A 20,350-nucleotide genomic window follows, 5' to 3' on the forward strand; every position below is an offset into this window, starting at 1 on the left:
CCTATGCCGACGTAGCCGCCATGATCACCACACTCTCCCAAGCGCCCGATTCCATCGTCCTCGAACCCGGACAGTCCCTGCGCACCTCGGTCGAGGCTGGCGCCTGGCTCCAGCTGGCCGAAGGCAGCGCGCGCGTGGTGTCGCCGCCCGGCTGGTTCGGCGAGACCGTGTTCATGACCGAGACGCTGCTCGAGGAAGGCGACATGCACCGCCTGCCGCACGGCGGGTGGATCGAGGTGTCGGCGCTGACGCCGGTGCACCTGCGGGTGCATGCGCCCATGGCCGCGAGGGCGGCCGCCCCTGCCCAGCCGCGGCCGGTGATGCGCCTGGTGCGGCTGCTGACCGGCTGGTGAGCGACCGGCCAGGGAGTCAGCGCTCGCTGGCCGACTCGCGCAGCGCATCCAGGAAGCTGCGCCGCCACCAGTGGATGTCCTGCTCGCGGATGCGCGACAGCAGCTTCTGGTGCCGTTCGCGCCGCTCCTCCAGCGGCATCTGCAGCGCCTGCTGCACCGTCTCGGCGGTGCCGTGGGTGTCGTAGGGATTCACCAGCAGCGCTTCCTTCAGCTGCTCGGCGGCGCCGGCGAAGCGCGACAGCACCAGCACGCCCGGGTCGGCCGGGTCCTGCGCGGCGATGTATTCCTTGGCGACGAGGTTCATGCCGTCGCGCAGCGGCGTCACCAGCCCCACGGCCGCAGCGCGGCACAGCCCCGGCACGCGCTTGCGCGCCACCATGCGGTGGATGTAGCGCACCGGCATCCAGTCGAGCTCGCCGTAGTCGCCGTTGATGGCGCCGCACAGCGATTCGAGCTCGCGCCGGATGTCGGCGTACGCGTCGACCGTCTCGCGCGTGGGCGAGGCGATCTGGATCAGCGTGGCGCTGCGCCGGTTCTCGGGGTAGTTCGCCAGCAGCTCGCGGAACGCGCGCACCCGCTGCGGGATGCCCTTCGAGTAGTCGAGCCGGTCGATGCCCATGAGCAGCCGGCGCTGCGAGTATTCGCGCTTCATGGTCTCGTACATGTCGCGAGACTCCTTCGCATGCGTGAGCGCCGCGAACTCGTCCACGTCGATGCCGATGGGAAAGGCGGCACTGCGCACCGTCTGCCCGTAGGCGCGGTACATGTCGTTGCCCAGGTACTCGCCGGCGGCCTCGTTGCGCACGTAGTGCTCGAAGTGCTGCACGTCCTGCTGCGCCTGGAAGCCGATCAGGTCGTACGAGAACAGCGAGCGCATCAGCCACGCATGCTGCGGAATGGCCGCGATGATGATCTGCGGCGGCAGCGGAATGTGCAGGAAGAAGCCGATGCGCTGCTTGCAGCCCATGGCGCGCAGCTCTGCCGCCAGCGGTATCAGGTGGTAGTCGTGCACCCAGATGATGTCGTCGTCTTTCAGCAGCGGCAGCAGCTTGCGCGCGAAGAGCTGGTTCACCCGCCGGTAGCCGGCGACGAAGCCGGCGTCGAAGTGGGCCAGGTCGAGCCGGTTGTGGAACACCGGCCAGAGCACGTCGTTGCTGTAGCCCAGGTAGTAGCTGTCGTGGTCCTCGCGGCTCAGGTCGAGGGTGGCCAGCGTGACCTTGCCGGCCTGCTGGCGGTGCAGCTCGCCCTCGCCGGTCGGGCCGCCCTCGATGATCTGGCCGCTCCAGCCGAACCACAGGCCGCCGCTTTGCTGCAGGCTCTCGCCCAGTGCCACGGCGAGGCCGCCGGCGGCGGGCTTGCGCGGGTCGGCCACGCGGTTGGAGATGACGACGAGGCGGCTCATATTGCGGAGTCCCAGGGGGCGGACAGCCGAACCGCTGCGTTGATGATGCCGACCATCGAGTAGGTCTGCGGAAAGTTGCCCCACATCTCGCCCGTGACCGGGTGCGTGTCTTCCGACAGCAGCCCCAGCGGGTTTCGCGCCGCGAGCATGGTCTCGAAGATCTGGCGGGCCTCGGCCTTGCGGCCGATCTTGGCGAGCGCGTCGATGCGCCAGAAGGTGCAGATGTTGAAGGCGGTCTCGGGCTTGCCGAAGTCGTCGGCGGCCTCGTAGCGGCGCATGTAGGGACCGTCGCACAGCGTCTTCTCCATGGCGTCGACGGTGGAGATGAAGCGCGGATCGCGCGCGTCGATCAGGCCCACTTCCACCATCAGAAGGATGCTCGCGTCGAGTTCGTGCCCGCCGAAGCTCTCGGCGAAGGCCTGGCGCTCCTCGCACCACGACTTGGCGAGGATCTCCTCCTTCATGCGCGCGGCATGGCCGTGCCAGTAGGCGGCGCGCTCGGCCAGCCCCAGCGTGCGTGCGATCTTGGAGAGCCGGTCGCAGGCGGCCCAGCTCATCAGCGCCGAGCTGGTGTGCACGCGCGCGCGGGTGCGCAGCTCCCACATGCCGGCGTCGGGCGTGCCGTAGACGGCCACCGCGCGCTCGCCCACCGCCTCGAGGTGCGGAAATTCCGCCAGCCCCGCGCGGCTGAGCAGCCGGTGGTCGTGGAAGGCCTGCGCCGCGCCGAGCACGATGTTGCCGTACACGTCGTGCTGGAAGTGCTCCTGCGCCTGGTTGCCCACGCGCACCGGGCCCATGCCGCGGTAGCCCGGCAGCTGGTCGACAAAGGATTCGGGCAGCTCGCGCTCCAGCCCGATGCCGTACAGCGGCTGGATGTGCTCGCCGTGCGAGCCGATCACCACGTTGCCCAGCCAGCGAAGGTAGTCCTCCATGGTGCCGACTTCGCTCAGCGAATTGAGCGCGCGCACCACGAAGAAGGCATCGCGCAGCCAGCAGTAGCGGTAGTCCCAGTTGCGCTGGCTGCCCGGCGCCTCGGGAATGCTGGTGGTCATGGCCGCGACGATGGCGCCCGTGTCCTCGTACAGCGAGAGCTTCAGCGTGATGGCCGCGCGGATCACCGCGTCCTGGTATTCGAAAGGAATGGCCAGGCGCTTGCTCCAGACGCGCCAGTACGAAATGGTCTCCTGCTCGAAGCGGCGCGCGGTGTCGGCGATGCCGTCCATCAGCGTCTCGTCCACGCCGAACATGAAGTTGTATTCGCGCGAGATCACGAAGGGCTGGCGCGAGAGGATGTGCGAGATCGACGCGTCGGTGTTCAGCCGCAGCGTCACGTCGGGCCCGACGTAGCGGATGTGGTTGCTGCCGCGCGTGACCTCCACCGGCGCCGACGAGCCCCATTGGAACCTCGGGTCGAGCGAGACCCGGATGCGCGGCGCGCCGGCAATGGGCCGCACGCGGCGCACGAGCATGAGCGGGCGGAAGTAGCGCGAGCGGCTGTAGAAGCGCGGCGCGAAGTCGGTGATCTCGATACCCTGGCCGGCGCTGTCGAAGAGCTGCGTGCGCAGCACGGCCGTGTTCGGCTCGTACCACTGCTTCGATTCGGCGAAGTCCTCGATGTCGATGCTCCATGCGCCCGCATCCTCGCCGGGGTGCAGCAGGGCGTTGAACACCGGGTCGCCGTCGAAGCGCGGCAGGCAGCACCACACGGCGCGGCCGCGCGAGTCGATGAGCGCGCTGTAGGCACAGTTGCCGATGACGCCCACGTTGAGCGAAGGTTCGGCCGGTGGAGCGAAGCCGCGCTTGCCCGGGGCGGCGGCCGCCCTCGCGTCGACCGGCGCGCGGTCGTCGGGGCCGGCCGCGCCCGCCAGCGCCTGGCCGGCGCGTTCCTCGGGCGCCGCCGGCAGTTGTTGTTCGCTCATCGGGGGCTCCTCGGTGATTCTTCGGGTTGGCTAGCGGTTTCTTTCGGTGGCCGTGCGGCGAGCAGGTCGCGTGCCTGCACCAGCCATTCATACACGGCCAGCGGCGATTCCAGGCGGTGCTGCGCCAAGCTCTGGCCGGAGCCGACCTTCACGGCCACGCCGCCGCGCGGCTGCACCACGGCGAAGCCGCTCTCGTCGGTGGTGTCGTCGCCGAGGAAGACGGGCACGCGGCCGGCGAAGGGCGCCTCGGCCATGAAGGCGTCGATGGCGATGCCCTTGTTGACGCCCGCAGGCTTCACCTCGAACACGAACTTGCCGTGCATCAGCTCCAGCATCGGATCGTGCGCGATGGCGCGCGACATCGCGTCGCGGCACACGGCCTCCAGCTGCGGCGCGAGCCTGTAGTGCAGGGCAATGGCGGCGTGCTTGCGCTCCACCAGCAGGCCTTCGTGCACGCGCGCGAGCTCGTTGGCGATGTCCAGAATGGGTACAAGGTCGGGCGCGCGCTGCTCCTGCATGCGGCCCTGGGCATCGCGGCGCTGCACGCCGTGCTCGCCGGCCGCGGGCAGCCGCAGCGGGGCGAGGAAGCGGTCGATGGAGTCGATCTGGCGGCCCGACACCACGGCGAGCGCGCCGCCGAGCTGGTCGCGCAGGTCGTCCAGCAGGGGCACGAGGGCCGGTGGAATCTCGATGGCTTCAGGCGTGGGCGCAAGCCCGACCAGCGTACCGTCGAAGTCGAGAAAGAGGGCTGCGTCCCGGCCCAACGGAGGAGGCAACTGCGTGTTGCTGGAGGACTTTGGCATCGGGAAAAACCTTAACACGCGTCGCGCGCCGCGCATGTCGGCCAAAGCCCAATGTGCCTGGATCCACCCCGGCGCGGGGGCCGGTCAGTGCGCAAGAGGCCCCGGCGCCAGTTCGGCCAGCGCGCGCAGCAGCGTCGCCGGGTTCACCGGCTTGAACAGCACCGGGATGCCGGAGGCGCGCACGCGCTGCAGCCGATCTGGCGACGTCTCGCCCGTCACCAGCAGCAGCGGCGCCTGCAGCCCGAAGCGGCGCTGCAGGCGCATGCCCGCGTCGAGGCCGTTCTCGCCGTCGCAGAGGCGGTAGTCGCACATGAGAAGAGAGAAGGGCCGCTCGTGCGCGTCGGGCTGGCCCAGCAATTCGGCGGCCTCGGCCTCGCTGGAGACGGCGTCGAGCGCGAGGCCGTGGGCCCGGAAGAGGCCGGTCATGGCTTCGCGGATCTCGGCCTCGTCGTCGATCAGCAGGATGCGGCCGTGCACCGCCGGCGCCGCGTGATCGCCTCGCACCCCCGTGGTGCGCACGGGCGCGGCCAGCCCGGCGTCGGGCATCGCCACCGCCTCGGCGGCCGGGAGCTCCAGCCGGAAGCGGCTGCCGCGGCCCGTCTGCGACTTCAGCCGCACCGGGTGCTGCAGCAGCCGCGAGAGGCGCTGCACGATCGACAGGCCGATGCCCAGCCCCTGCGCGCGGTCGCGGCCCGGGTTGTGCACCTGGTAGTACTCCTCGAACACGCGCTCCTGCTGCTCGGGAGCGATGCCGATGCCGGTGTCGAACACCTCGATCCACACCACGCCGCCGCGCGCGCGGGCCCGCACGGCGACGCCGCCGCGCGTCGTGTACTTCAGCGCGTTGTCGACGAGGTTGGAGAGCATTCGGTAGAGCAGCTGCGCATCGCTGTGTACCCAAAGGCCGCTGGCGCGCACGCGCAGCTGCAGCTGGCGCTGCTCGGCCCGCGCCGCGAACATGTGGTTGAGCGAGCGGAAGAGCGCATCGAGCGAGACGGGCGCGATGGCCGGCGTGACCACGCCCGCGTCGAGCCGCGACACGTCGAGCATGGTGTCCAGCGAACTGCCCAGCGCATTCACCGCGCGCATCAGCTGCTGCGCGTTGCGCCCGCCGTGGTGCTCGCGCAGCTCGTTCTCCAGCGCGGCGCCGAAGAGGGCGATGGCATGCAGCGGCTGGCGCAGGTCGTGGCTCGCGGTGGCCAGGAAGCGCGTCTTCTCGGCGCTCGCGCGCTCGGCCGCGGCGATCTGGGTGCCGAGCTGGTCGGCCAGCGCCTCGTTCTCGAAGCGCAGCACCAGCGAGTCGGTCAGCAGCTTGTGCTGCTGCCCGCCCACGCGCAGCGTGAAGAGCAGGTAGCCCAGGCTGAAGAGCGCGAGGAAGAAATGCATCGCGTCGCCCTGCCAGGCCAGCGCGACGATCAGGCTCAGCATCATCGGCAGCGTGTAGCCGTACAGCGCGGGCTTCAGCGGCCACAGCAGCTGCATGGCCCGCGCGCAGCTGCCGATGATGACCACCGTGATGACCGAGGTCACCGGCAGGTCGCCGGGCGAGATGAAAAGCAGCGGCGCGCTGGCCATGGCCGCGCCCACCACGGTGACGGTGCGCGAATGCCGGCGCGCCCAGCGCCTGGTGTCGGCCAGCGGCACATCGGGGTGCCAGCGCGGCATCAGGAAGAGGAAGAGGCCCAGCGAGAGATGCACCGCCATCCACACCAGGACCCAGGCGCGCGGCTGGTGCAGGTACATGGCCGCGCCCAGCGCCGCGCCCAGGCCGAAGTGCACGAACACCGACGCGTTGTAGGCCGCGTAAACCGAGGCCACGTGCTCGCGCAGCACGCGCAGGCCCAGTTCGTCCGGCCCGGGCGGGCGCGGGAAATCGGCGGATTCATGTGACGGCTTCGGCGCGGTGGCATTCACACGGCCGATGCTATCGGCCGGGTTCGCGCACGGAAGTGTCGTAAGTCATGCCCCGGAGGGCTGGCTCCGGTCGACCTCAGGCCTGGCCCGGCGACGCCGCGACGGCTTCGACGCGGGCCCGGTGGATGGCCTCGCCGATCTTCGGCCCCGTGGCGCCGGACTGCTGGGCGGCTCTGGCCACCACGTCGGTGGCCACGGCCGACGCCGTCGCCAGCACTGCGAGCAGCCGCTGGCGCTGCGGCCAGGGCGTATCGCTTTCGTCGACGCCACTGCCCGCACGGCTGCGCGCCGCGCACTCGCAGGCCAGCAGGGCCTCGGCGAAGCGCGCGGGCTTGCGGAAGGCGTCGCAGCGCTCCAGCAGGCGGACCAGCCCGGCGGCGTCGAGCGCGCCGCTCTCGTCGATGTGCGAATGCTCGCGCGCCACCACCTCCGCCAGCTCGCGGATTTCCACCGGGACGCGCCAGCGCTCGCACACCGCCTGCAGCGAGGCCACGCTGCCCTTGCTGCCGCCGAAGCCGCCGGCCAGGCAGGCGAAGCGCACGGCCAGCGATGTCTTCAGCCGGGCGGCGGTGTCGATCGCCCGCATCGTCCACGCGCCGGCATCGATCTCCGGCAGCAGCACGGCCAGCGCGCCGCATTCGCGCAGCACGTCGAACATGCGCGAGGGGCGCGTTTCCATCAGGCCGCGCGAGAGCTCCTGCCACACGCGCTCGGCCACCAGCGCATCGGCCTCGCCGGCCGCGACCATCTCTCGCATCAGCGCCATGGTTTCGGGGGCGACGCCGAAGTCGTCGAAGCGGGCGGCGAAGCGCGCCACGCGCAGGATGCGCACCGGGTCTTCGCGGAAGGCGTCGGTCACGTGGCGCAGCACCTTGTCGCGCAGGTCGCGCTGGCCATGGAAGGGGTCGGCCAGCGTTTCCGGCGTGGGGTCGAAGCGGCCATCGGCGCTCACCAGTTCGGCGGGCAGCGCGATGGCGTTGACGGTCAGGTCGCGGCGGGCCAGGTCCTGCTCGAGCGTGACGTCGGGCGCGGCATGCACGGTGAAGCCGCGGTAGCCCGGCGCGCTCTTGCGCTCGGTGCGGGCGAGCGCGTATTCCTCGCGCGTGTCGGGGTGCAGGAACACCGGGAAGTCGCGCCCCACGGGCAGGTAGCCGCGCTTGACCATCTCCTGCGGCGTAGCGCCCACCACCAGCCAGTCGTGGTCGGACACCGGGCGCTGCAGCAGGCGGTCGCGCAGTGCGCCACCGACGAGAAAGATTTTCATGGCCGCAGTTTAGGGATACTCCCCTCTGTCAGAAATAGAACGGTCGTTCGATAATTCGCGATGCAGACCGGGCAATCGTTCGTCATTCGGGCGATCTTCAGCGGCGGTCACAGCCGACGCCCGCATCCGCAGAGGGATATTCAACCAAAAGGATTCACATCATGAAGAAAAGAATGATTGCACTGGCAGCTCTGGGCGCCCTGGCGTCCGGCGGCGCCATGGCGCAACAGGCCGGCGACTGGGTCGTCGGCGCAGGGTGGTTCCATCTGTCACCGCAGGATTCGAGCAAGCCGCTGACCGTGACCTCGCCCGTGCAGAGCGTCCTGGCCGGTTCGGGCGCCAGCGTGAGCGATTCCGACACCCTGGGCCTCAACGCCACCTACTTCATCGACAGCCACTGGGCGGTGGAAGGTGTGTTCGGCGTGCCGCCCAAGTTCAAGCTCAACGGCACCGGCACCCTCGGGCGCGTGGGCCAGCTCGGCGAGGCCCGCCAGTGGAGCCCGACGATCCTGGGCAAGTATTTCTTCAACGAAGGCAACGACGCCTTCCGTCCGTTCGTGGGCCTGGGCGCCACCTATGTCTGGTACAGCGACGTCAAGCTGACCCCGAACCTGCAGGGCGCGCTGGCCTCGCAGTTCCACCAGTCGCCCTTCGCGGTCAACACCACGGCCAAGCTGGACAGCAAGTTCGCACCGGTGATCAACGTGGGCGCGGCCTACCAGTTCGACAAGCACTGGGGCATCTCGTTCTCGGTCTCCTACATCCCGCTGAAGACCAAGGCCAAGCTGACGACGACCTCGATCTACGGCCTGCCGGTTGCGACCAGCGAAGCCAGCCTGAAGCTGAACCCGATCGTCACCTACGTGGCGGCAACCTACCGGTTCTGAACCGGGCTCGCCCTTGCAGCGTTTGAAGCCTTATCGCCCCGTGCGGTAGGGCTCTTCGAACTGCAGGAAATCCTTCTCCGCCAGCCCCGCGTCGATCCAGGCCTTCACGCCCGGCAACGCCTGCACGCGCTCGATGTAGGCCGTGATGTGCGTCGGCACCGGCAGGCCATAGGTCCTGATGCGCGTGCCCACCGGCGCGAAGTAGGCGTCGGCGATGCCGAACTCGCGGCCGAACAGCATCGGGCCGCCGTGGGTGTCGAGCAGGCCGCTCCACATCTGCACGATGCGCGCGAGGTCGCTGGCGACTTCGGGCACTTCCTTCATCAGCCGCGCGCCCACCTCGGGCAGCGAGGCTTCGAGGTTCATGCCGCAATGGTTGCGCAGTCCGCCGAAGCCGGAATGCATCTCGGCGCAGACGCTGCGCGCGCGTGCGCGGTCGGCCTTGGCCTGGGGCCAGAGATGCTTCTCGGGAAAGGTCTCGGCGAGGTATTCGGCGATGGCGAGCGTGTCCCAGATGACGAGGCCGCCGTCTTCCACCAGCACCGGCACCTTGGCCACCGGGTTCAGCGCGCCGATGGTGTGCTTGAACTGCGAATCGGCCTCGAAGGAGTCGAAGCGCACCGCGACTTCCTCGAATTCGATGCCGGCCTGCTTCATCAGTACCCAGGGCCGCATGGACCACGACGAGTAATTCTTGTTGCCGACATAGAGCTTGCGCATAAGGGATCTCCGGTCCGTTGCGGGGGTGAAACAAAGCCTTCGATGCTAGCCGCGCGCCCGACTGCGATTGATGCCGAACGCGGCGCGAATTGATGCAGCTGCGCGCGTTCAGTGCCGGCCGCCGTCCTTGCCGCTCTCGTCCTGCTTCCTGGGCCCCGACACGCGCTCGATCAGGTCCACCAGGCGAGGCACCAGTGCCAGCACGGCGAGCGCCAGCAGCGCGCTGAGCACGGCCGTCAGCTCGCGGCCGAGCCCGCAGGCCATGCCGATGGCGGCGGTCATCCACAGGCCCGCGGCGGTGGTCAGGCCCTGCACGTGGCTCTCGTCCTTGCCCTGCTTGAGGATGGTGCCGGCGCACAGGAAGCCTACGCCGGCCACCAGCCCCTGGATCACGCGGCTCATGTCGGCCGGCACGATGCCGGTCTGTTGCGGCACCAGCACGAACATCGCCGAGCCGATCGCCACCAGCATGTGGGTGCGCACGCCGGCCGCCTTGCCCTGCTGCTCGCGCTCGAAGCCGAGCACGAAGCCCAGCGCGCTCGCCAGCGTCAGGCGCAGCACGATGCGCGTGAGCTGCGCGACATCGCCCACGTCCGAGAACTCGGACGCGAGGGTATCGAGGACCTCGTCGCGCCAGCTCATTTCAGGCCGCCGGGCTCAGGGCAGGTCCTTGTTCGGCTCGGGCTCGGAGGCGTCGCGCGGGCCGACGCGGCCCAGGCGCTCCTTCAGCGACTGCGGCCGGCCGCTGATGATGGCGGCGTAGTTGGTGGTGTTGGCCAGCACCTTCTTCACGTAGTCGCGCGTCTCGTTGAAGGGCACGTTCTCGGCCCAGATGGCGGCGTCGAGCACCGGCCCGTTGCGCCAGCTGCGCGGACGGCCGGGGCCGGCGTTGTAGGCGGCCGCCGCCAGCGCCATCGAGCCGTCGAAGTCGTCGAGCGCAAGCTTCAGGTAGTTGGTGCCGATGGTGATGTTGGTCTCGCGGTCGTTGATCTGGCTCGGCGAGAAGTCGGTCATGCCGATCTTGCGGGCCGTCCAGCGCGCGGTGGCGGGCATGACCTGCATCAGGCCCGAGGCGCCGACGCCGGAGCGCGCGTCCATGATGAAGCGGCTTTCCTGGCGGATCAGGCCGTAGACGTAGGCCGGATCGAGGCCGATGTCCTGGCTCTTGCGCAGCACCGTGTCGTGGAAGGGCATCGGGAAGCGCTGTTCCACGTCGACCACGCCCTTGGTGCGCTCGCTGGTGTTGATGCAGCGGTCCCACACCTCGCGCTGGCAGGCGAAGTCGGCCGCGGCCAGCAGCGCGCGGTCGTCCATGCCGCCCTTGTCGTGCAGGTTGGTGGCGTAGTTCCACTCGCGCGTGCCCTCGGGGCGCAGGCCGATGGCGATGGCGTAGAGGCCGCGCGCCAGCGCGGGGTTGCTGCGCGCGGCGGCCTTCTCTTCGGGGGTGAGCGGGGCGGGGCGCGTGGGCACCACGGTGCGCTGGCCCAGTTCCTCCAGCGCCAGCATCTCGTAGAAGCCGCGCGAGCCGGCGATGCTCTGGTAGAGCTCGCGGGCCTGGGCGCGGCGTTCGTCGCCGCCGGCACTGGCCAGGCCGCGCGCCTTCCAGTAGACCCAGGTGGGGTCGAGCTGGGCGGTCTCGCTCATCGCGTTGATAGCGGGCACCACCTCCTTCCACTGGCCGGCGCGCAGCGCGGCGCGCACGCGCCAGCCGAGCATGTCGTCGGAGAGGTCGCCGTTCTTGGTGACGTTGGCGTAGTAGCTGCCGGCCTGCGGCCACAGCTTGATGGCGGCGGCGCGGCCGATGGTGCCCCAGAGCCAGTTGCGCTCCTCGGCCGAGAGCATCGGGCCCCACTTGCTGTCGAGTTGCGAGGCGGCCAGCTCGGGGTCGGCCATGGCGACCTTGATGAGCGCGAGCACCACCAGCTCCTTGCGCGACTTGGCGGCCACGAAGGCGCGGCCGGTCAGGAACTTGGCCGAGCTCGCGTTGAGCTCCTCGAACAGCGGCAGCGCGTCGGGCGCGGCGATGGCGACGGCGGCGCGCGCGGCCTGCGGGCGGTTGGCCTCCATGGCCAGGCGGGCCTTCTTCCAGACGTCGTTGGTCGACAGCAGCCGGGCGGCGGTCATGCGGTCGGCGGCGGTGAGGCAGCCGTCGTCCAGGTCTTTCTGGGCGAACCAGTTGCGGCGCACCTCGTCGGCCTGCGCCTGCGTGGCGGTGCCGCTGCGCAGCGTATCGACCAGGATCGCGTAGCAGCGCACCTGCGGGTCGTCGCCCATGCGGAAGCCGTCGAGCGAGGCGGAGAAGTTGTCCCAGTCGCGGCGCTGGCCGGTCAGCAGCAGCCAGTCGTTGCGCAGGCGGTCTTCCTGGTAGGTGCCGGGGTAGCGGGCGTAGAAGTCCTGCACTTCGTTGGGTGCGGCTTCCTGCAGACGGGCCTTCAGTTCCCAGTAGGCGGCCCAGGGTTCGAGCGCATGGCCGCGGGCCTGCGGCAGCAGGGCCGTCAGCCGGGCCTTGTCGCCGCGCTGGAAGGCCTGCTTCATCTGGATCAGGACGTCGTCGTTGGTGTTGCTCTGGGCCGCGGCGGGCTGCTGCGAGAGCAGTGCGGCCAAGGCGATGACCGCGGAAAAAACCAGCGCGGGAGCCGCATTGCGCGGATGGCTGCGCTTGGATGCCAAAATGCTTGGGAACTGCATCGGGGGATTATGGACAAGTCAAAGGGTGCCGACACCTCGGCAACGGCGAGTTTTCTTAAGGAACAGTTGAGAAAGGCACTCATCGAGCAACGCCTTGCGATGCCCGACCGGTTGACGCGCGCCGACCTGCTGCAGCGCGTGATGCGGATCTGGCTCGTGGGCCGGCCCGACACGGTGATCGGTGCCTACTGGCCGATCAAGGGCGAGTTCGATCCGCTGCCCGCACTGCACCGCTGGAAGGAAGACGGTGAGCTGATGGAAGAGCCGCAGCGCCGCCGCATCGGACTGCCGGTGATCGACAAAGTTCACAAGACCCTGACCTTCCACGCCTGGTACCCGGGCTGCCAGATGGAAGAGGACGCCTACGGCATCCCCAAGCCCAAGGACACCGAGCTGATCGTGCCGACCCTGCTGTTCGTGCCCTGCGTGGGCTACAGCGCCGGGGGCTACCGGCTGGGCTACGGCGGCGGCTTCTACGACCGCACGCTGGCCGCGCTGGAACCCCGGCCCTTCACGGTGGGGCTGGGCTTCACCAACGGCTTCCTGGAAGACTTCGAGCCCGAGGCGCACGACCTGCCGCTGGACGCCATCCTCAACGACAACGGCGTGGTCTGGCCCACGAGCTGAGCTGCCCGGTAACTCGGTCGTCCGTCAGTCGATGTCGTCGACGGTATCCGGGTCGGGCACCTCGCCGATGGTTTCGCGCGTGGTCACGGCCTGCAGCTGCAGCCAGTCGCAGAAGGCCCGGATCTCGGGGCGCTGCATGCTGCGCGGGCCGGCGATCATCCAGTAGGACATCGGCGAATCCATGCGGTGCTGCGGCAGCACCTCGACCAGATCCCCGTTGGCCAGGCTCTCGGCGATCAGCGAGCTGCGCGCCAGCGTCACGCCCTGGCCGGTGAGGGCGGCCTGCACCATCTGGTAGGCGTAGTTGAAGTAGAGCCAGCGCTTGGGCTGGGCGCGCTCCAGCCCGTTCACCTCGAACCAGCGGCGCCAAGTCAGCCATTCCAGGTGCGTGCGGTGGGCGTCGCCGGCCTCGATGAGCGTGAACCGGGTCATGTCTTCCGGCGTCTTGATCGGCGGGCTGCTCTTGAGCAGCCAGGGGCTGGCCACGGGCGTGAGCGTTTCGCCGAACAGGCGCACGGCGCCGGAGGGCATGGAATCGCGCGGGCCGTAGCGCAGGGCGATGTCCACGTCGGCCACGTCGAGGTCGACCGCCACGTCGCTGGCGTCGATGCGGATGTCGATCTCGGGGTTGTCGCGCTGGAAGGCTTCCAGCCGCGGGATCAGCCACATCGAGGCGAACGAGGCGAAGGTGGTCAGCGACACGCTCTGGCGCCCCGCGCTCTGGCGGATCTGGCGCACGGCCGTGTCGATGCGCGGCAGCGACTGCTGCACCGCCAGCAGCAGCAGGGCGCCGGCGCTGGTGAGCTCCACCGCGCGCGTGTGGCGCAGGAACAGCGCCACGCCCACTTCCTCTTCCAGCGACTGGATCTGGCGGCTCACGGCCGACTGGGTCAGCGCCATTTCCTCGGCGGCCGCCCGGAAGTTCAGGTGGCGGGCCACCGCCTCGAAGGCGCGCAGATGCCCGGCGGAGATCGGGCGGGAGCGCAGATGGGTCTGGGAATGTTGCATGGGTGTGAATCCGGGTCGTCTCGCGGCCAGTCAATTGATGCGAAACCAGCATCAGTAGGCTAACTCGTTTTCATTGGACCGCCAACGCCGCACAAACGATCATTCATTCCCGAACTGCGCAATTGCCTCTTTCTGTCAAGCGCCTCGGCAAAGCCCCAAGGAGTTACACCATGTCCACCGCCGTCTGCACCACCGAATCGCTCTCGTCCCTCTCCGTCCCGGCTCGCGCCGCCACCGTCCCGCCGGCAGTGCGCCGCGGCGCATGGCAGATCGCTCCCGGCGAGGCGATGAGCCTGAAGGCGCGGGCGGCGAGCGTCCTGCGCGTGAAGCAGGGCCGCGTGTGGATCACGCCCGACGCCACGCTCGCCAACCCCAGCGAAGACCTGGTGCTCGCCCCCGGCGAGTCGCTGATGGTGGCCGCGGGCCAGCGCATCGTGATGGAGGCGTGGGATGGCTATGGCGCCACCTACAGCTGGGACAACGCCTGATCGTTCCAGTCCTCCAGGTGCTTGAAAAGGCGGCTTCGGCCGCCTTTTCCTTTTTTGGCGGCCGCTCAGCCGTTGATGTCGAAGCTGGGCACCAGCGCCAGGAAGTGCCTCAGCGCCGCTTCCCCGGTCAGCGCATGCACGCCCGCCATCAGGTCGGGGCCCTCGCATTCCGCCAGCCCCATGCCGAAGCCGCTGTAGCGGCGAACCTCCAGCGGGGCTCGGTGGACCACCCTGACGTCCACATGGCGCGGATCCTTCTCGATCCGCTGCATCAGCGCGCTGACGGCATCGGCCGGGCCCTCCAGGTGCTGGCAGAAGCGCATTCCGTCGAACACCAGGAGGCCCGTGATGCCGTGCAGCGCGTTCTGGGTGCGGGCCCGGGAAACGATCTGGCCCACGGTCTGCGGGGGCAGGCTATGCGTGAGCATGCTGCAGTAGAAGATTTCGTGAAGTGGGAGCGTTGCTTCGTCGGTCATGCGTTCGGAGTCGGAGGGGCGCGCAGAGTGTAGGTGGCCGGGGGAAGCCCTGGGCATGTCAAAAGACACAGGCCGGGCGCCTATAGTGCAGTGTGAAATTCGAGGACTACCCAGCTGCCGCCGCCCCGCCCGTCGGCGCGAATTCGTGCGACCGATGCGCGTTGCGCCGTCTGGACGCCTTCCTGCCGTGCTCGCAGGAGGAATTGAAGACCATCCAGTCCTTCCGCGTGGGCGCCCGCCGCGTGGAGGCCGGCGGCGCGATCATCGAGGAGCACCGGCGCAGCGCGCAGCTGTTCACCCTCTATGCGGGGTGGGCTTTCCGCTACAAGACGCTGAGCGACGGCCGGCGGCAGATCCTGAGCTTTCTGCTTCCCGGCGATTTCCTGGGCCTGCAGGACGAGTTCGCCGACGGCCAGACCCATGGTGTCGAGGCGGTCTCCGACGTCACGCTGTGCGCCTTCTCGCGCGACCGGCTGTGGGAGCTGTTCCATGCCCAGCCCAAGCTCGGCTACGACATCACCTGGCTGGCCGCGCGCGAAGAGAAGATGGTCGACGACAACCTCGTCACCGCCGGCCGGCGCAATGCCGGCGAACGGGTGGCGATGCTGCTGATGCACCTGTACCGCCGGGCGCAGCGCGTAGGCATGGAGCGCGACGGCTGGGTCGAGTTTCCTTTCAACCAGCAGCACATCGCCGACGCGCTGGGGCTTTCGCTGGTGCACACCAACAAGACGCTGCGGCGGCTGCAGCGCCTGGGGCTGTACAAGATCGACGCCGGCTGGCTGCGCATCATGGAGCCGCATGCGCTCGAAGCGCTGGGCGACTACTTCGAGCGGCCGATACGGCCGACACCGCTGTTGTGAGCTCCGCCTTCCGGAGCCGGCGTCTTCAGCGCGCCGCCACCAGCTGGCGCAGATCGTCCTGGTAGGCCTGCAGCCGGCGCACCGCCTGCGCGCGCTGGCTGGCGCTGGTGCTGTTGTGCATGGCCGCGGTGTTGCGGCAGCCTTCCTGCAGCAGGGCCCGCTGCTGGTCGCGCCAGGGGCCGGGCGGCGGCTCGGCGATGCGCTGGATGTAGTCGTGCAGCGCGGCCCGCGCCTCGGCCGGCGGGGTCTTGTTGGCGAGGAAGCCGCGCAGCAGCCTCAGCGCCTCCTGCTGTCGCTTGCGGCGCTCGGCGTCCGCCGGCTTCGGATCGAACACCGACTGCGCGACCTGCTGCTTCAGCAGGTCGCGCTGCTCGTTCGTGAGCCGGCCGTAGAAATCCTCGGTGCGCTCCAGGAACTGGTCGTAGCGCTTCTCGTGCACCTGCGCGGGCGTGCGGTCGAGCCAGTCCTTGCGGTATTCGGCGTTGTTCTTGGCGTACTTGCGCTCCAGTTGCTGCAGCTGGGCCTCGCTCAGGCTCAGAGCCAGCTCGGTGCCGGCGGGTTCGGCGCGCTCGGTCACGGCCAGCAGGCGTTCGCGGATGCGGTCGGACATGGCGCAGACCTGTTCGGGCGTCACCTCGCCCGGGGCCATCGTCTCGGCCTCCTTGAGCAGCGATGCGATGCGCGGCAGCTCGTTCTGCCGGTGCCAGGCCAGCAGCCGGGCGAGCTCGTCGCGCACCTTCGGGGTCTGGGCACCGTCGAAATCGAGGTAGCCGTCGAGCCACCAATAGCTCACCGTGGGCAGGTTGTTGTAGGCCAGCTGGATGGCGCTGCAGGCGCCCAGGGCGGTGGCCACGAGCAGCGCGCCGATAATTCGGCTCATTGCCGAGCAAGTCGCGCAACGAATCCTGGAAAAGAAACGCATGAATCAACCTCCGCAACAGAACAGCGACCACGGACCGATCGACGTCGTCATCATGGCCGCCGGCAAGGGTACCCGCATGAAGAGCAGGCTGCCCAAGGTCCTGCACCGGCTGGGCGGCCGCGCCCTGCTGGCGCACGTGGCGGGCACCGCCGCGCGCATCGGGGCGCGCGACGTGGTGGTGGTCACCGGCCACGGCGCCGACCAGGTCGAGGCCTCGATGGCTGGCGGCATCGGCGATGCCAGCCTGCGCTTCGCGCGCCAGGAGCCGCAGCTGGGCACCGGCCACGCGGTGCAGCAGGCCGCGCCGCTGCTGGCGGACGACGGCACGGTGGTGGTGCTCTCGGGCGACGTGCCGCTCATCGGCGAAGAAACCCTGCGTGCCCTCGTCGCGGCCAGTGCCGGCGGCAAGCTCGCACTGCTGACCATCGAGTTCGACGACCCCTCGGGCTATGGCCGGGTCATCCGCGCAGCGGGCAGCGGCGAGGTGCAGGCCGTGGTCGAGCACAAGGACGCCACCGAGGCCCAGCGCGCGGTGCGCGAGATCTACAGCGGCGTGATGGCCGTGCCCGCGCGGCTGCTCAAGGGCTGGCTCGCGCGGCTGGACAACAACAACGCCCAGGGCGAGTACTACCTGACCGACGTCGTGAAGCTCGCGGCCGCCGACGGCGTGCCCGTGGTCGCGCACATCACCACCGACGCGCTTCAGGTGGCCGGCATCAACAGCCCCGCACAGCTCGCGGCGCTGGAGCGCGCATGGCAGCTGCGCCAGGCGAACGCGCTGATGGAGCAGGGCGTGCGCCTGGCCGACCCGGCGCGCTTCGACCTGCGCGGCACGCTCGAATGCGCGGGCGACGTGGAGATCGACGTCAACTGCGTCTTCGAGGGCGCGGTGTCGCTGGGCGAGGGCGTGCGCATCGGCGCGAACTGCGTGATCGCCAACGCGCGCATCGAGGCCGGCGCGGTGATCCATCCCTTCACCCACATCGAGGGCGAGAAGGCCGGCGTCACCGTCGGCGCGGGCGCGCTGATCGGCCCCTTCGCGCGGCTGCGGCCCGGCGCGCAGCTGGGCGCCGAGGTGCACATCGGCAACTTCGTCGAAGTGAAGAACTCCACGCTGGCCGCCGGCGCCAAGGCCAACCACCTGGCCTACCTGGGCGACGCCACCGTGGGCGAGCGCGTGAACTACGGCGCGGGCAGCATCACCGCCAACTACGACGGCGCCAACAAGCACCGCACCGTGATCGGCGACGACGTGCACGTGGGCAGCAACTGCGTGCTGGTGGCGCCCATCACCATCGGCGCGGGCGGCACCATCGGCGGCGGCTCGACCATCAACAAGTCGACCGAGCCGGGCGCGCTGACCGTGGCGCGCAGCAAGGCGGTGAGCTTCCCGAACTGGAAGCGTCCCCAGAAGAAGCCGAAGGCCTGACGACGGCCTTCAGGCCCCCGATGCCAGCGGCATCCGGGGCTCGAACTTCGCGCGCTTCAGGCTGAAGAAGGCCTTGACGTTGCGCACGTTCGCATCGGCCGTGAACAGGCGCTGCGTGAGCGCGCCGTAGTCCGGCATGTCGCGCGCCGCCACCACCAGCACGAAGTCGGGGCCGGGCGATACGCGCCAGCACTGCTGCACCGCGTCGTCGGCGATCACGCGCGTCTCGAAGGCGTCGAGCGAGGCGGCGTCCTGCCGGTCGAGCGAGATCTCGATCACCGCCTGCAGGCCGTGGCCCAGCACCGCGGCGAGCCGGTCGGGCGACAGCAGCGCCACCTGGCGCTCGATGAGTCCGACGTCGCGCAGCCGCTGCACGCGGCGCAGGCAGGTGGGCGGTGAGATGCCCACGTCGGCGGCCAGGCGCTGGTTGGTCTGGGAGGCGTCGCGCTGCAGGGCGTCGAGCAGGCGGAGGTCGGTTGAATCGAGGGAAATTGATTCCATATTCAATGAAATTATGGAATAAAACTCCAATCATCCGAAATGGAGAAATAAAAGTACGAAATCAATTGAATTTCGAATGCATATTTCTTCCATGCCTTCCTACCATCGAGCCTCTTCTCCATTCAAAGGCAGCTCACCATGTGCGGCATCGTCGGGGCAGCGTCCCATCGCAACATCGTTCCGGTCCTCGTGCAGGGCCTCCAGCGGCTCGAGTACCGCGGCTATGACTCCTGTGGCGTCGCGGTGCATGCCGGCGGCCTGACGCGGGCGCGCACCACCTCGCGCGTGGCCGACCTCGTGGCGCAGGTGCGCGACGACAAGCTCGAGGGCCTCACCGGCATCGCCCACACGCGCTGGGCCACGCACGGCGCGCCGGCGGTGCACAACGCGCATCCGCACTTCAGCCACGGCCCGGGGGCCGACGCGCAGGCCGCGCGGCCGGGCCGCATCGCGCTGGTGCACAACGGCATCATCGAGAACCACGAGAGCCTGCGCGCCGCGCTCGAGGCCAAGGGCTACGCCTTCGAGAGCCAGACCGACACCGAGGTCATCGCCCACCTCGTCGACAGCCTCTACGACGGCGACCTGTTCGAGGCCGTGAAGGCCGCCGTGCTGCAGCTGCACGGCGCCTACGCCATCGCCGTGATCTGCCGCGACGAGCCGCAGCGCGTGGTCGGCGCGCGCGCGGGTTCGCCGCTGATCCTGGGCGCGGGCAAGGACGGCGCCGAGAACTTCCTGGCCAGCGACGCGATGGCCCTTGCCGGCGTGACGGACCAGATCGTCTACCTGGAAGAGGGCGACGTGGTCGACCTGCAGCCCGGCAAGTACTGGATCGTCGACAGGAACCACAAGCCCGTCACTCGCCAGGTGCGCACCGTGCTCGCCCACAGCGGCGCGGCCGAACTGGGCCCGTACCGCCACTACATGCAGAAGGAAATCTTCGAGCAGCCGCGCGCCATCGGCGACACGCTCGAGGGCGTGGAAGGCATCGTGCCCGAGCTGTTCGACGGCATCGGCCAAGACGGTGCCACCGGAGCGAGCGCGCACCGCGTGTTCCAGGACATCGACAAGATCCTGATCCTCGCCTGCGGCACCAGCTACTACAGCGGCTGCACCGCCAAGTACTGGCTCGAAGGCATCGCGAAGATCTCCACGCAGGTCGAGATCGCGAGCGAGTACCGCTACCGCGAATCGGTGCCCGACCCGAAGACGCTGGTCGTCACCATCAGCCAGTCGGGCGAAACGGCCGATACGCTGGCCGCGCTCAAGCACGCTCGCTCGCTGGGCATGGAGCAGACGCTGACCATCTGCAACGTGGCCACCAGCGCGATGGTGCGCGAGTGCAAGCTGGCGTACATCACGCGCGCCGGCGTGGAGATCGGCGTGGCCTCGACCAAGGCCTTCACCACGCAACTGGCGGGGCTCTTCCTGCTCACGCTGGCCATCGCGCAGGCCAAGGGCCGGCTGAGCGATGCCGAGGAGGCGCGCTACCTGAAGGAAATGCGCCACCTGCCCGTCGCGCTGCAGTCGGTGCTCGCGCTGGAGCCGCAGATCATCGGCTGGGCCGAAGACTTCGCGCGCAAGGACAACGCGCTCTTCCTCGGCCGCGGACTGCACTACCCGATCGCGCTGGAAGGCGCGCTCAAGCTCAAGGAAGTGACCTACATCCACGCCGAGGCCTACGCCGCCGGCGAACTCAAGCACGGCCCGCTCGCGCTGGTGACCAGCGAGATGCCCGTGGTGGCCGTGGCCCCCAACGACGCGCTGCTCGAGAAGCTCAAGAGCAACCTGCAGGAAGTGCGCGCCCGCGGCGGCGTGCTCTATGTGCTGGCCGACGGCGACACGAAGATCAGGAGCGGCGAAGGCCTGCACGTGATCCGCATGCCCGAGCACTACGGCGCGCTCTCGCCGATCCTGCACGTGGTGCCGCTGCAGCTGCTGGCGTATCACACGGCCTGCGCGCGGGGGACCGACGTGGACAAGCCGCGCAATCTTGCGAAGAGTGTGACGGTGGAGTGAGGCTGGGGGCGACTGGTGGAAGGGCGTTGAACGCAGCTGGCGCTGACCGCTCCTCGAGAAATGACGC

At 69.4% G+C, this 20,350-nt stretch carries 19 protein-coding genes; 7 read left to right on the forward strand and 12 right to left on the reverse strand.

The annotated features are described in order from the left end of the window. The first annotated feature begins 20 nt into the window (after window positions 1-20). Window positions 21-353, forward strand: a complete 333-nt coding sequence (locus ABL843_RS05300) for a hypothetical protein (RefSeq protein ID WP_126021344.1) — start codon at window positions 21-23, stop codon at window positions 351-353. A gap of 16 nt (window positions 354-369) precedes the next feature. On the opposite strand, the gene otsA is transcribed toward ABL843_RS05300, so the two are convergent. From otsA to ABL843_RS05325, 5 genes are all read right to left on the reverse strand, one after another. Next, the gene (gene otsA / locus ABL843_RS05305; RefSeq protein WP_184634826.1) at window positions 370-1,755 is read right to left on the reverse strand and encodes an alpha,alpha-trehalose-phosphate synthase (UDP-forming); all 1,386 of its coding nucleotides are present in this window, start codon (window positions 1,753-1,755) and stop codon (window positions 370-372) included. Then, window positions 1,752-3,674 (reverse strand): glycoside hydrolase family 15 protein, encoded by a 1,923-nt coding sequence (locus ABL843_RS05310; RefSeq protein WP_126021342.1) that lies wholly within the window; start codon window positions 3,672-3,674, stop codon window positions 1,752-1,754. The genes otsA and ABL843_RS05310 overlap by 4 nt, the downstream gene beginning before the upstream one ends. Continuing rightward, window positions 3,671-4,477: a trehalose-phosphatase gene (otsB, locus tag ABL843_RS05315; protein ID WP_126021341.1), complete on the reverse strand. Its 807-nt coding sequence runs from the start codon at window positions 4,475-4,477 to the stop codon at window positions 3,671-3,673. Before otsB ends, ABL843_RS05310 begins: the two co-directional genes overlap by 4 nt. A gap of 84 nt (window positions 4,478-4,561) precedes the next feature. Then, window positions 4,562-6,391, reverse strand: a complete 1,830-nt coding sequence (locus ABL843_RS05320) for a hybrid sensor histidine kinase/response regulator (protein ID WP_418119210.1) — start codon at window positions 6,389-6,391, stop codon at window positions 4,562-4,564. 76 nt (window positions 6,392-6,467) lie between these two features. After that, window positions 6,468-7,655 (reverse strand): multifunctional CCA addition/repair protein, encoded by a 1,188-nt coding sequence (locus ABL843_RS05325; RefSeq protein WP_418119211.1) that lies wholly within the window; start codon window positions 7,653-7,655, stop codon window positions 6,468-6,470. A gap of 161 nt (window positions 7,656-7,816) precedes the next feature. On the opposite strand from ABL843_RS05325, the gene ABL843_RS05330 reads away from it, so the two are divergent. Further along, window positions 7,817-8,542: an OmpW/AlkL family protein gene (locus tag ABL843_RS05330; protein ID WP_418119212.1), complete on the forward strand. Its 726-nt coding sequence runs from the start codon at window positions 7,817-7,819 to the stop codon at window positions 8,540-8,542. A gap of 30 nt (window positions 8,543-8,572) precedes the next feature. Here the strand turns inward: ABL843_RS05330 and ABL843_RS05335 are convergent, their stop codons facing one another. The 3 genes from ABL843_RS05335 to ABL843_RS05345 all read right to left on the reverse strand — a co-directional run bounded on the left by ABL843_RS05335 (window position 8,573) and on the right by ABL843_RS05345 (window position 11,950). Beyond that, the gene (locus ABL843_RS05335) at window positions 8,573-9,262 is read right to left on the reverse strand and encodes a glutathione S-transferase family protein (protein ID WP_126021337.1); all 690 of its coding nucleotides are present in this window, start codon (window positions 9,260-9,262) and stop codon (window positions 8,573-8,575) included. Between the two features lie 108 nt (window positions 9,263-9,370). Then, a complete protein-coding gene (locus ABL843_RS05340) occupies window positions 9,371-9,904 on the reverse strand; it encodes an MgtC/SapB family protein (RefSeq protein WP_418119213.1) in 534 nt (177 codons plus the stop codon). Between the two features lie 15 nt (window positions 9,905-9,919). After that, complete coding sequence (locus ABL843_RS05345; RefSeq protein WP_418119214.1) at window positions 9,920-11,950, reverse strand: transglycosylase SLT domain-containing protein; 2,031 nt, start codon at window positions 11,948-11,950, stop codon at window positions 9,920-9,922. 9 nt (window positions 11,951-11,959) lie between these two features. Between ABL843_RS05345 and ABL843_RS05350 the strand changes: the two genes are divergently transcribed. Beyond that, the gene (locus ABL843_RS05350) at window positions 11,960-12,577 is read left to right on the forward strand and encodes a 5-formyltetrahydrofolate cyclo-ligase (RefSeq protein WP_125948468.1); all 618 of its coding nucleotides are present in this window, start codon (window positions 11,960-11,962) and stop codon (window positions 12,575-12,577) included. Between the two features lie 24 nt (window positions 12,578-12,601). Here the strand turns inward: ABL843_RS05350 and ABL843_RS05355 are convergent, their stop codons facing one another. Further along, entirely contained in the window at window positions 12,602-13,585 is a 984-nt protein-coding gene (locus tag ABL843_RS05355; RefSeq protein WP_176668509.1) for a LysR substrate-binding domain-containing protein, read from the reverse strand. Window positions 13,586-13,755: 170 nt separating this feature from the next. Between ABL843_RS05355 and ABL843_RS05360 the strand changes: the two genes are divergently transcribed. After that, on the forward strand, window positions 13,756-14,073 hold the full coding sequence (locus ABL843_RS05360) for a DUF2917 domain-containing protein (protein ID WP_184634843.1): 318 nt from the start codon (window positions 13,756-13,758) through the stop codon (window positions 14,071-14,073). A gap of 65 nt (window positions 14,074-14,138) precedes the next feature. Here ABL843_RS05360 and ABL843_RS05365 read toward each other — a convergent pair whose 3' ends face one another. Further along, window positions 14,139-14,549: a BLUF domain-containing protein gene (locus ABL843_RS05365; RefSeq protein WP_126021331.1), complete on the reverse strand. Its 411-nt coding sequence runs from the start codon at window positions 14,547-14,549 to the stop codon at window positions 14,139-14,141. A 92-nt stretch (window positions 14,550-14,641) separates the two neighbouring features. Here ABL843_RS05365 and ABL843_RS05370 point away from each other — a divergent pair, with 92 nt between their 5' ends. Then, window positions 14,642-15,412 carry a Crp/Fnr family transcriptional regulator gene (locus ABL843_RS05370; protein ID WP_375792071.1) on the forward strand — a complete coding sequence of 257 codons (771 nt, stop codon included), beginning with the start codon at window positions 14,642-14,644 and terminating at the stop codon, window positions 15,410-15,412. Between the two features lie 25 nt (window positions 15,413-15,437). Here the strand turns inward: ABL843_RS05370 and ABL843_RS05375 are convergent, their stop codons facing one another. After that, window positions 15,438-16,292: a DUF6279 family lipoprotein gene (locus ABL843_RS05375; RefSeq protein WP_418119215.1), complete on the reverse strand. Its 855-nt coding sequence runs from the start codon at window positions 16,290-16,292 to the stop codon at window positions 15,438-15,440. A gap of 40 nt (window positions 16,293-16,332) precedes the next feature. On the opposite strand from ABL843_RS05375, the gene glmU reads away from it, so the two are divergent. Beyond that, window positions 16,333-17,763: a bifunctional UDP-N-acetylglucosamine diphosphorylase/glucosamine-1-phosphate N-acetyltransferase GlmU gene (gene glmU, locus ABL843_RS05380; protein WP_418119216.1), complete on the forward strand. Its 1,431-nt coding sequence runs from the start codon at window positions 16,333-16,335 to the stop codon at window positions 17,761-17,763. Window positions 17,764-17,772: 9 nt separating this feature from the next. On the opposite strand, the gene ABL843_RS05385 is transcribed toward glmU, so the two are convergent. Next, window positions 17,773-18,264 carry an Lrp/AsnC family transcriptional regulator gene (locus tag ABL843_RS05385; protein WP_418119217.1) on the reverse strand — a complete coding sequence of 164 codons (492 nt, stop codon included), beginning with the start codon at window positions 18,262-18,264 and terminating at the stop codon, window positions 17,773-17,775. 138 nt (window positions 18,265-18,402) lie between these two features. Between ABL843_RS05385 and glmS the strand changes: the two genes are divergently transcribed. Next, window positions 18,403-20,283 carry a glutamine--fructose-6-phosphate transaminase (isomerizing) gene (gene glmS, locus ABL843_RS05390; RefSeq protein WP_184634850.1) on the forward strand — a complete coding sequence of 627 codons (1,881 nt, stop codon included), beginning with the start codon at window positions 18,403-18,405 and terminating at the stop codon, window positions 20,281-20,283. The last annotated feature ends 67 nt before the right edge of the window (window positions 20,284-20,350 follow it).

This window comes from Variovorax sp. 350MFTsu5.1 (assembly GCF_048302515.1).
GTDB classification, from domain to species: Bacteria; Pseudomonadota; Gammaproteobacteria; order Burkholderiales; family Burkholderiaceae_C; genus Variovorax; species Variovorax guangxiensis.

Bases quoted from the DNA above. Each gene is read 5' to 3' on its own strand.
- ABL843_RS05365 (WP_126021331.1), bottom strand. From the start codon at position 14,549: ATGACCGACGAAGCAACGCTCCCACTTCACGAAATCTTCTACTGCAGC.
- glmU (WP_418119216.1), top strand. From the start codon at position 16,333: ATGAATCAACCTCCGCAACAGAACAGCGACCACGGACCGATCGACGTC.
- ABL843_RS05385 (WP_418119217.1), bottom strand. From the start codon at position 18,264: ATGGAATCAATTTCCCTCGATTCAACCGACCTCCGCCTGCTCGACGCC.
- ABL843_RS05355 (WP_176668509.1), bottom strand. From the start codon at position 13,585: ATGCAACATTCCCAGACCCATCTGCGCTCCCGCCCGATCTCCGCCGGG.
- ABL843_RS05350 (WP_125948468.1), top strand. From the start codon at position 11,960: ATGGACAAGTCAAAGGGTGCCGACACCTCGGCAACGGCGAGTTTTCTT.
- ABL843_RS05345 (WP_418119214.1), bottom strand. From the start codon at position 11,950: ATGCAGTTCCCAAGCATTTTGGCATCCAAGCGCAGCCATCCGCGCAAT.
- ABL843_RS05300 (WP_126021344.1), top strand. From the start codon at position 21: ATGATCACCACACTCTCCCAAGCGCCCGATTCCATCGTCCTCGAACCC.
- glmS (WP_184634850.1), top strand. From the start codon at position 18,403: ATGTGCGGCATCGTCGGGGCAGCGTCCCATCGCAACATCGTTCCGGTC.
- ABL843_RS05330 (WP_418119212.1), top strand. From the start codon at position 7,817: ATGAAGAAAAGAATGATTGCACTGGCAGCTCTGGGCGCCCTGGCGTCC.
- ABL843_RS05325 (WP_418119211.1), bottom strand. From the start codon at position 7,655: ATGAAAATCTTTCTCGTCGGTGGCGCACTGCGCGACCGCCTGCTGCAG.
- ABL843_RS05375 (WP_418119215.1), bottom strand. From the start codon at position 16,292: ATGAGCCGAATTATCGGCGCGCTGCTCGTGGCCACCGCCCTGGGCGCC.
- ABL843_RS05335 (WP_126021337.1), bottom strand. From the start codon at position 9,262: ATGCGCAAGCTCTATGTCGGCAACAAGAATTACTCGTCGTGGTCCATG.
- ABL843_RS05340 (WP_418119213.1), bottom strand. From the start codon at position 9,904: ATGAGCTGGCGCGACGAGGTCCTCGATACCCTCGCGTCCGAGTTCTCG.
- otsA (WP_184634826.1), bottom strand. From the start codon at position 1,755: ATGAGCCGCCTCGTCGTCATCTCCAACCGCGTGGCCGACCCGCGCAAG.
- ABL843_RS05310 (WP_126021342.1), bottom strand. From the start codon at position 3,674: ATGAGCGAACAACAACTGCCGGCGGCGCCCGAGGAACGCGCCGGCCAG.
- ABL843_RS05360 (WP_184634843.1), top strand. From the start codon at position 13,756: ATGTCCACCGCCGTCTGCACCACCGAATCGCTCTCGTCCCTCTCCGTC.
- otsB (WP_126021341.1), bottom strand. From the start codon at position 4,477: ATGCCAAAGTCCTCCAGCAACACGCAGTTGCCTCCTCCGTTGGGCCGG.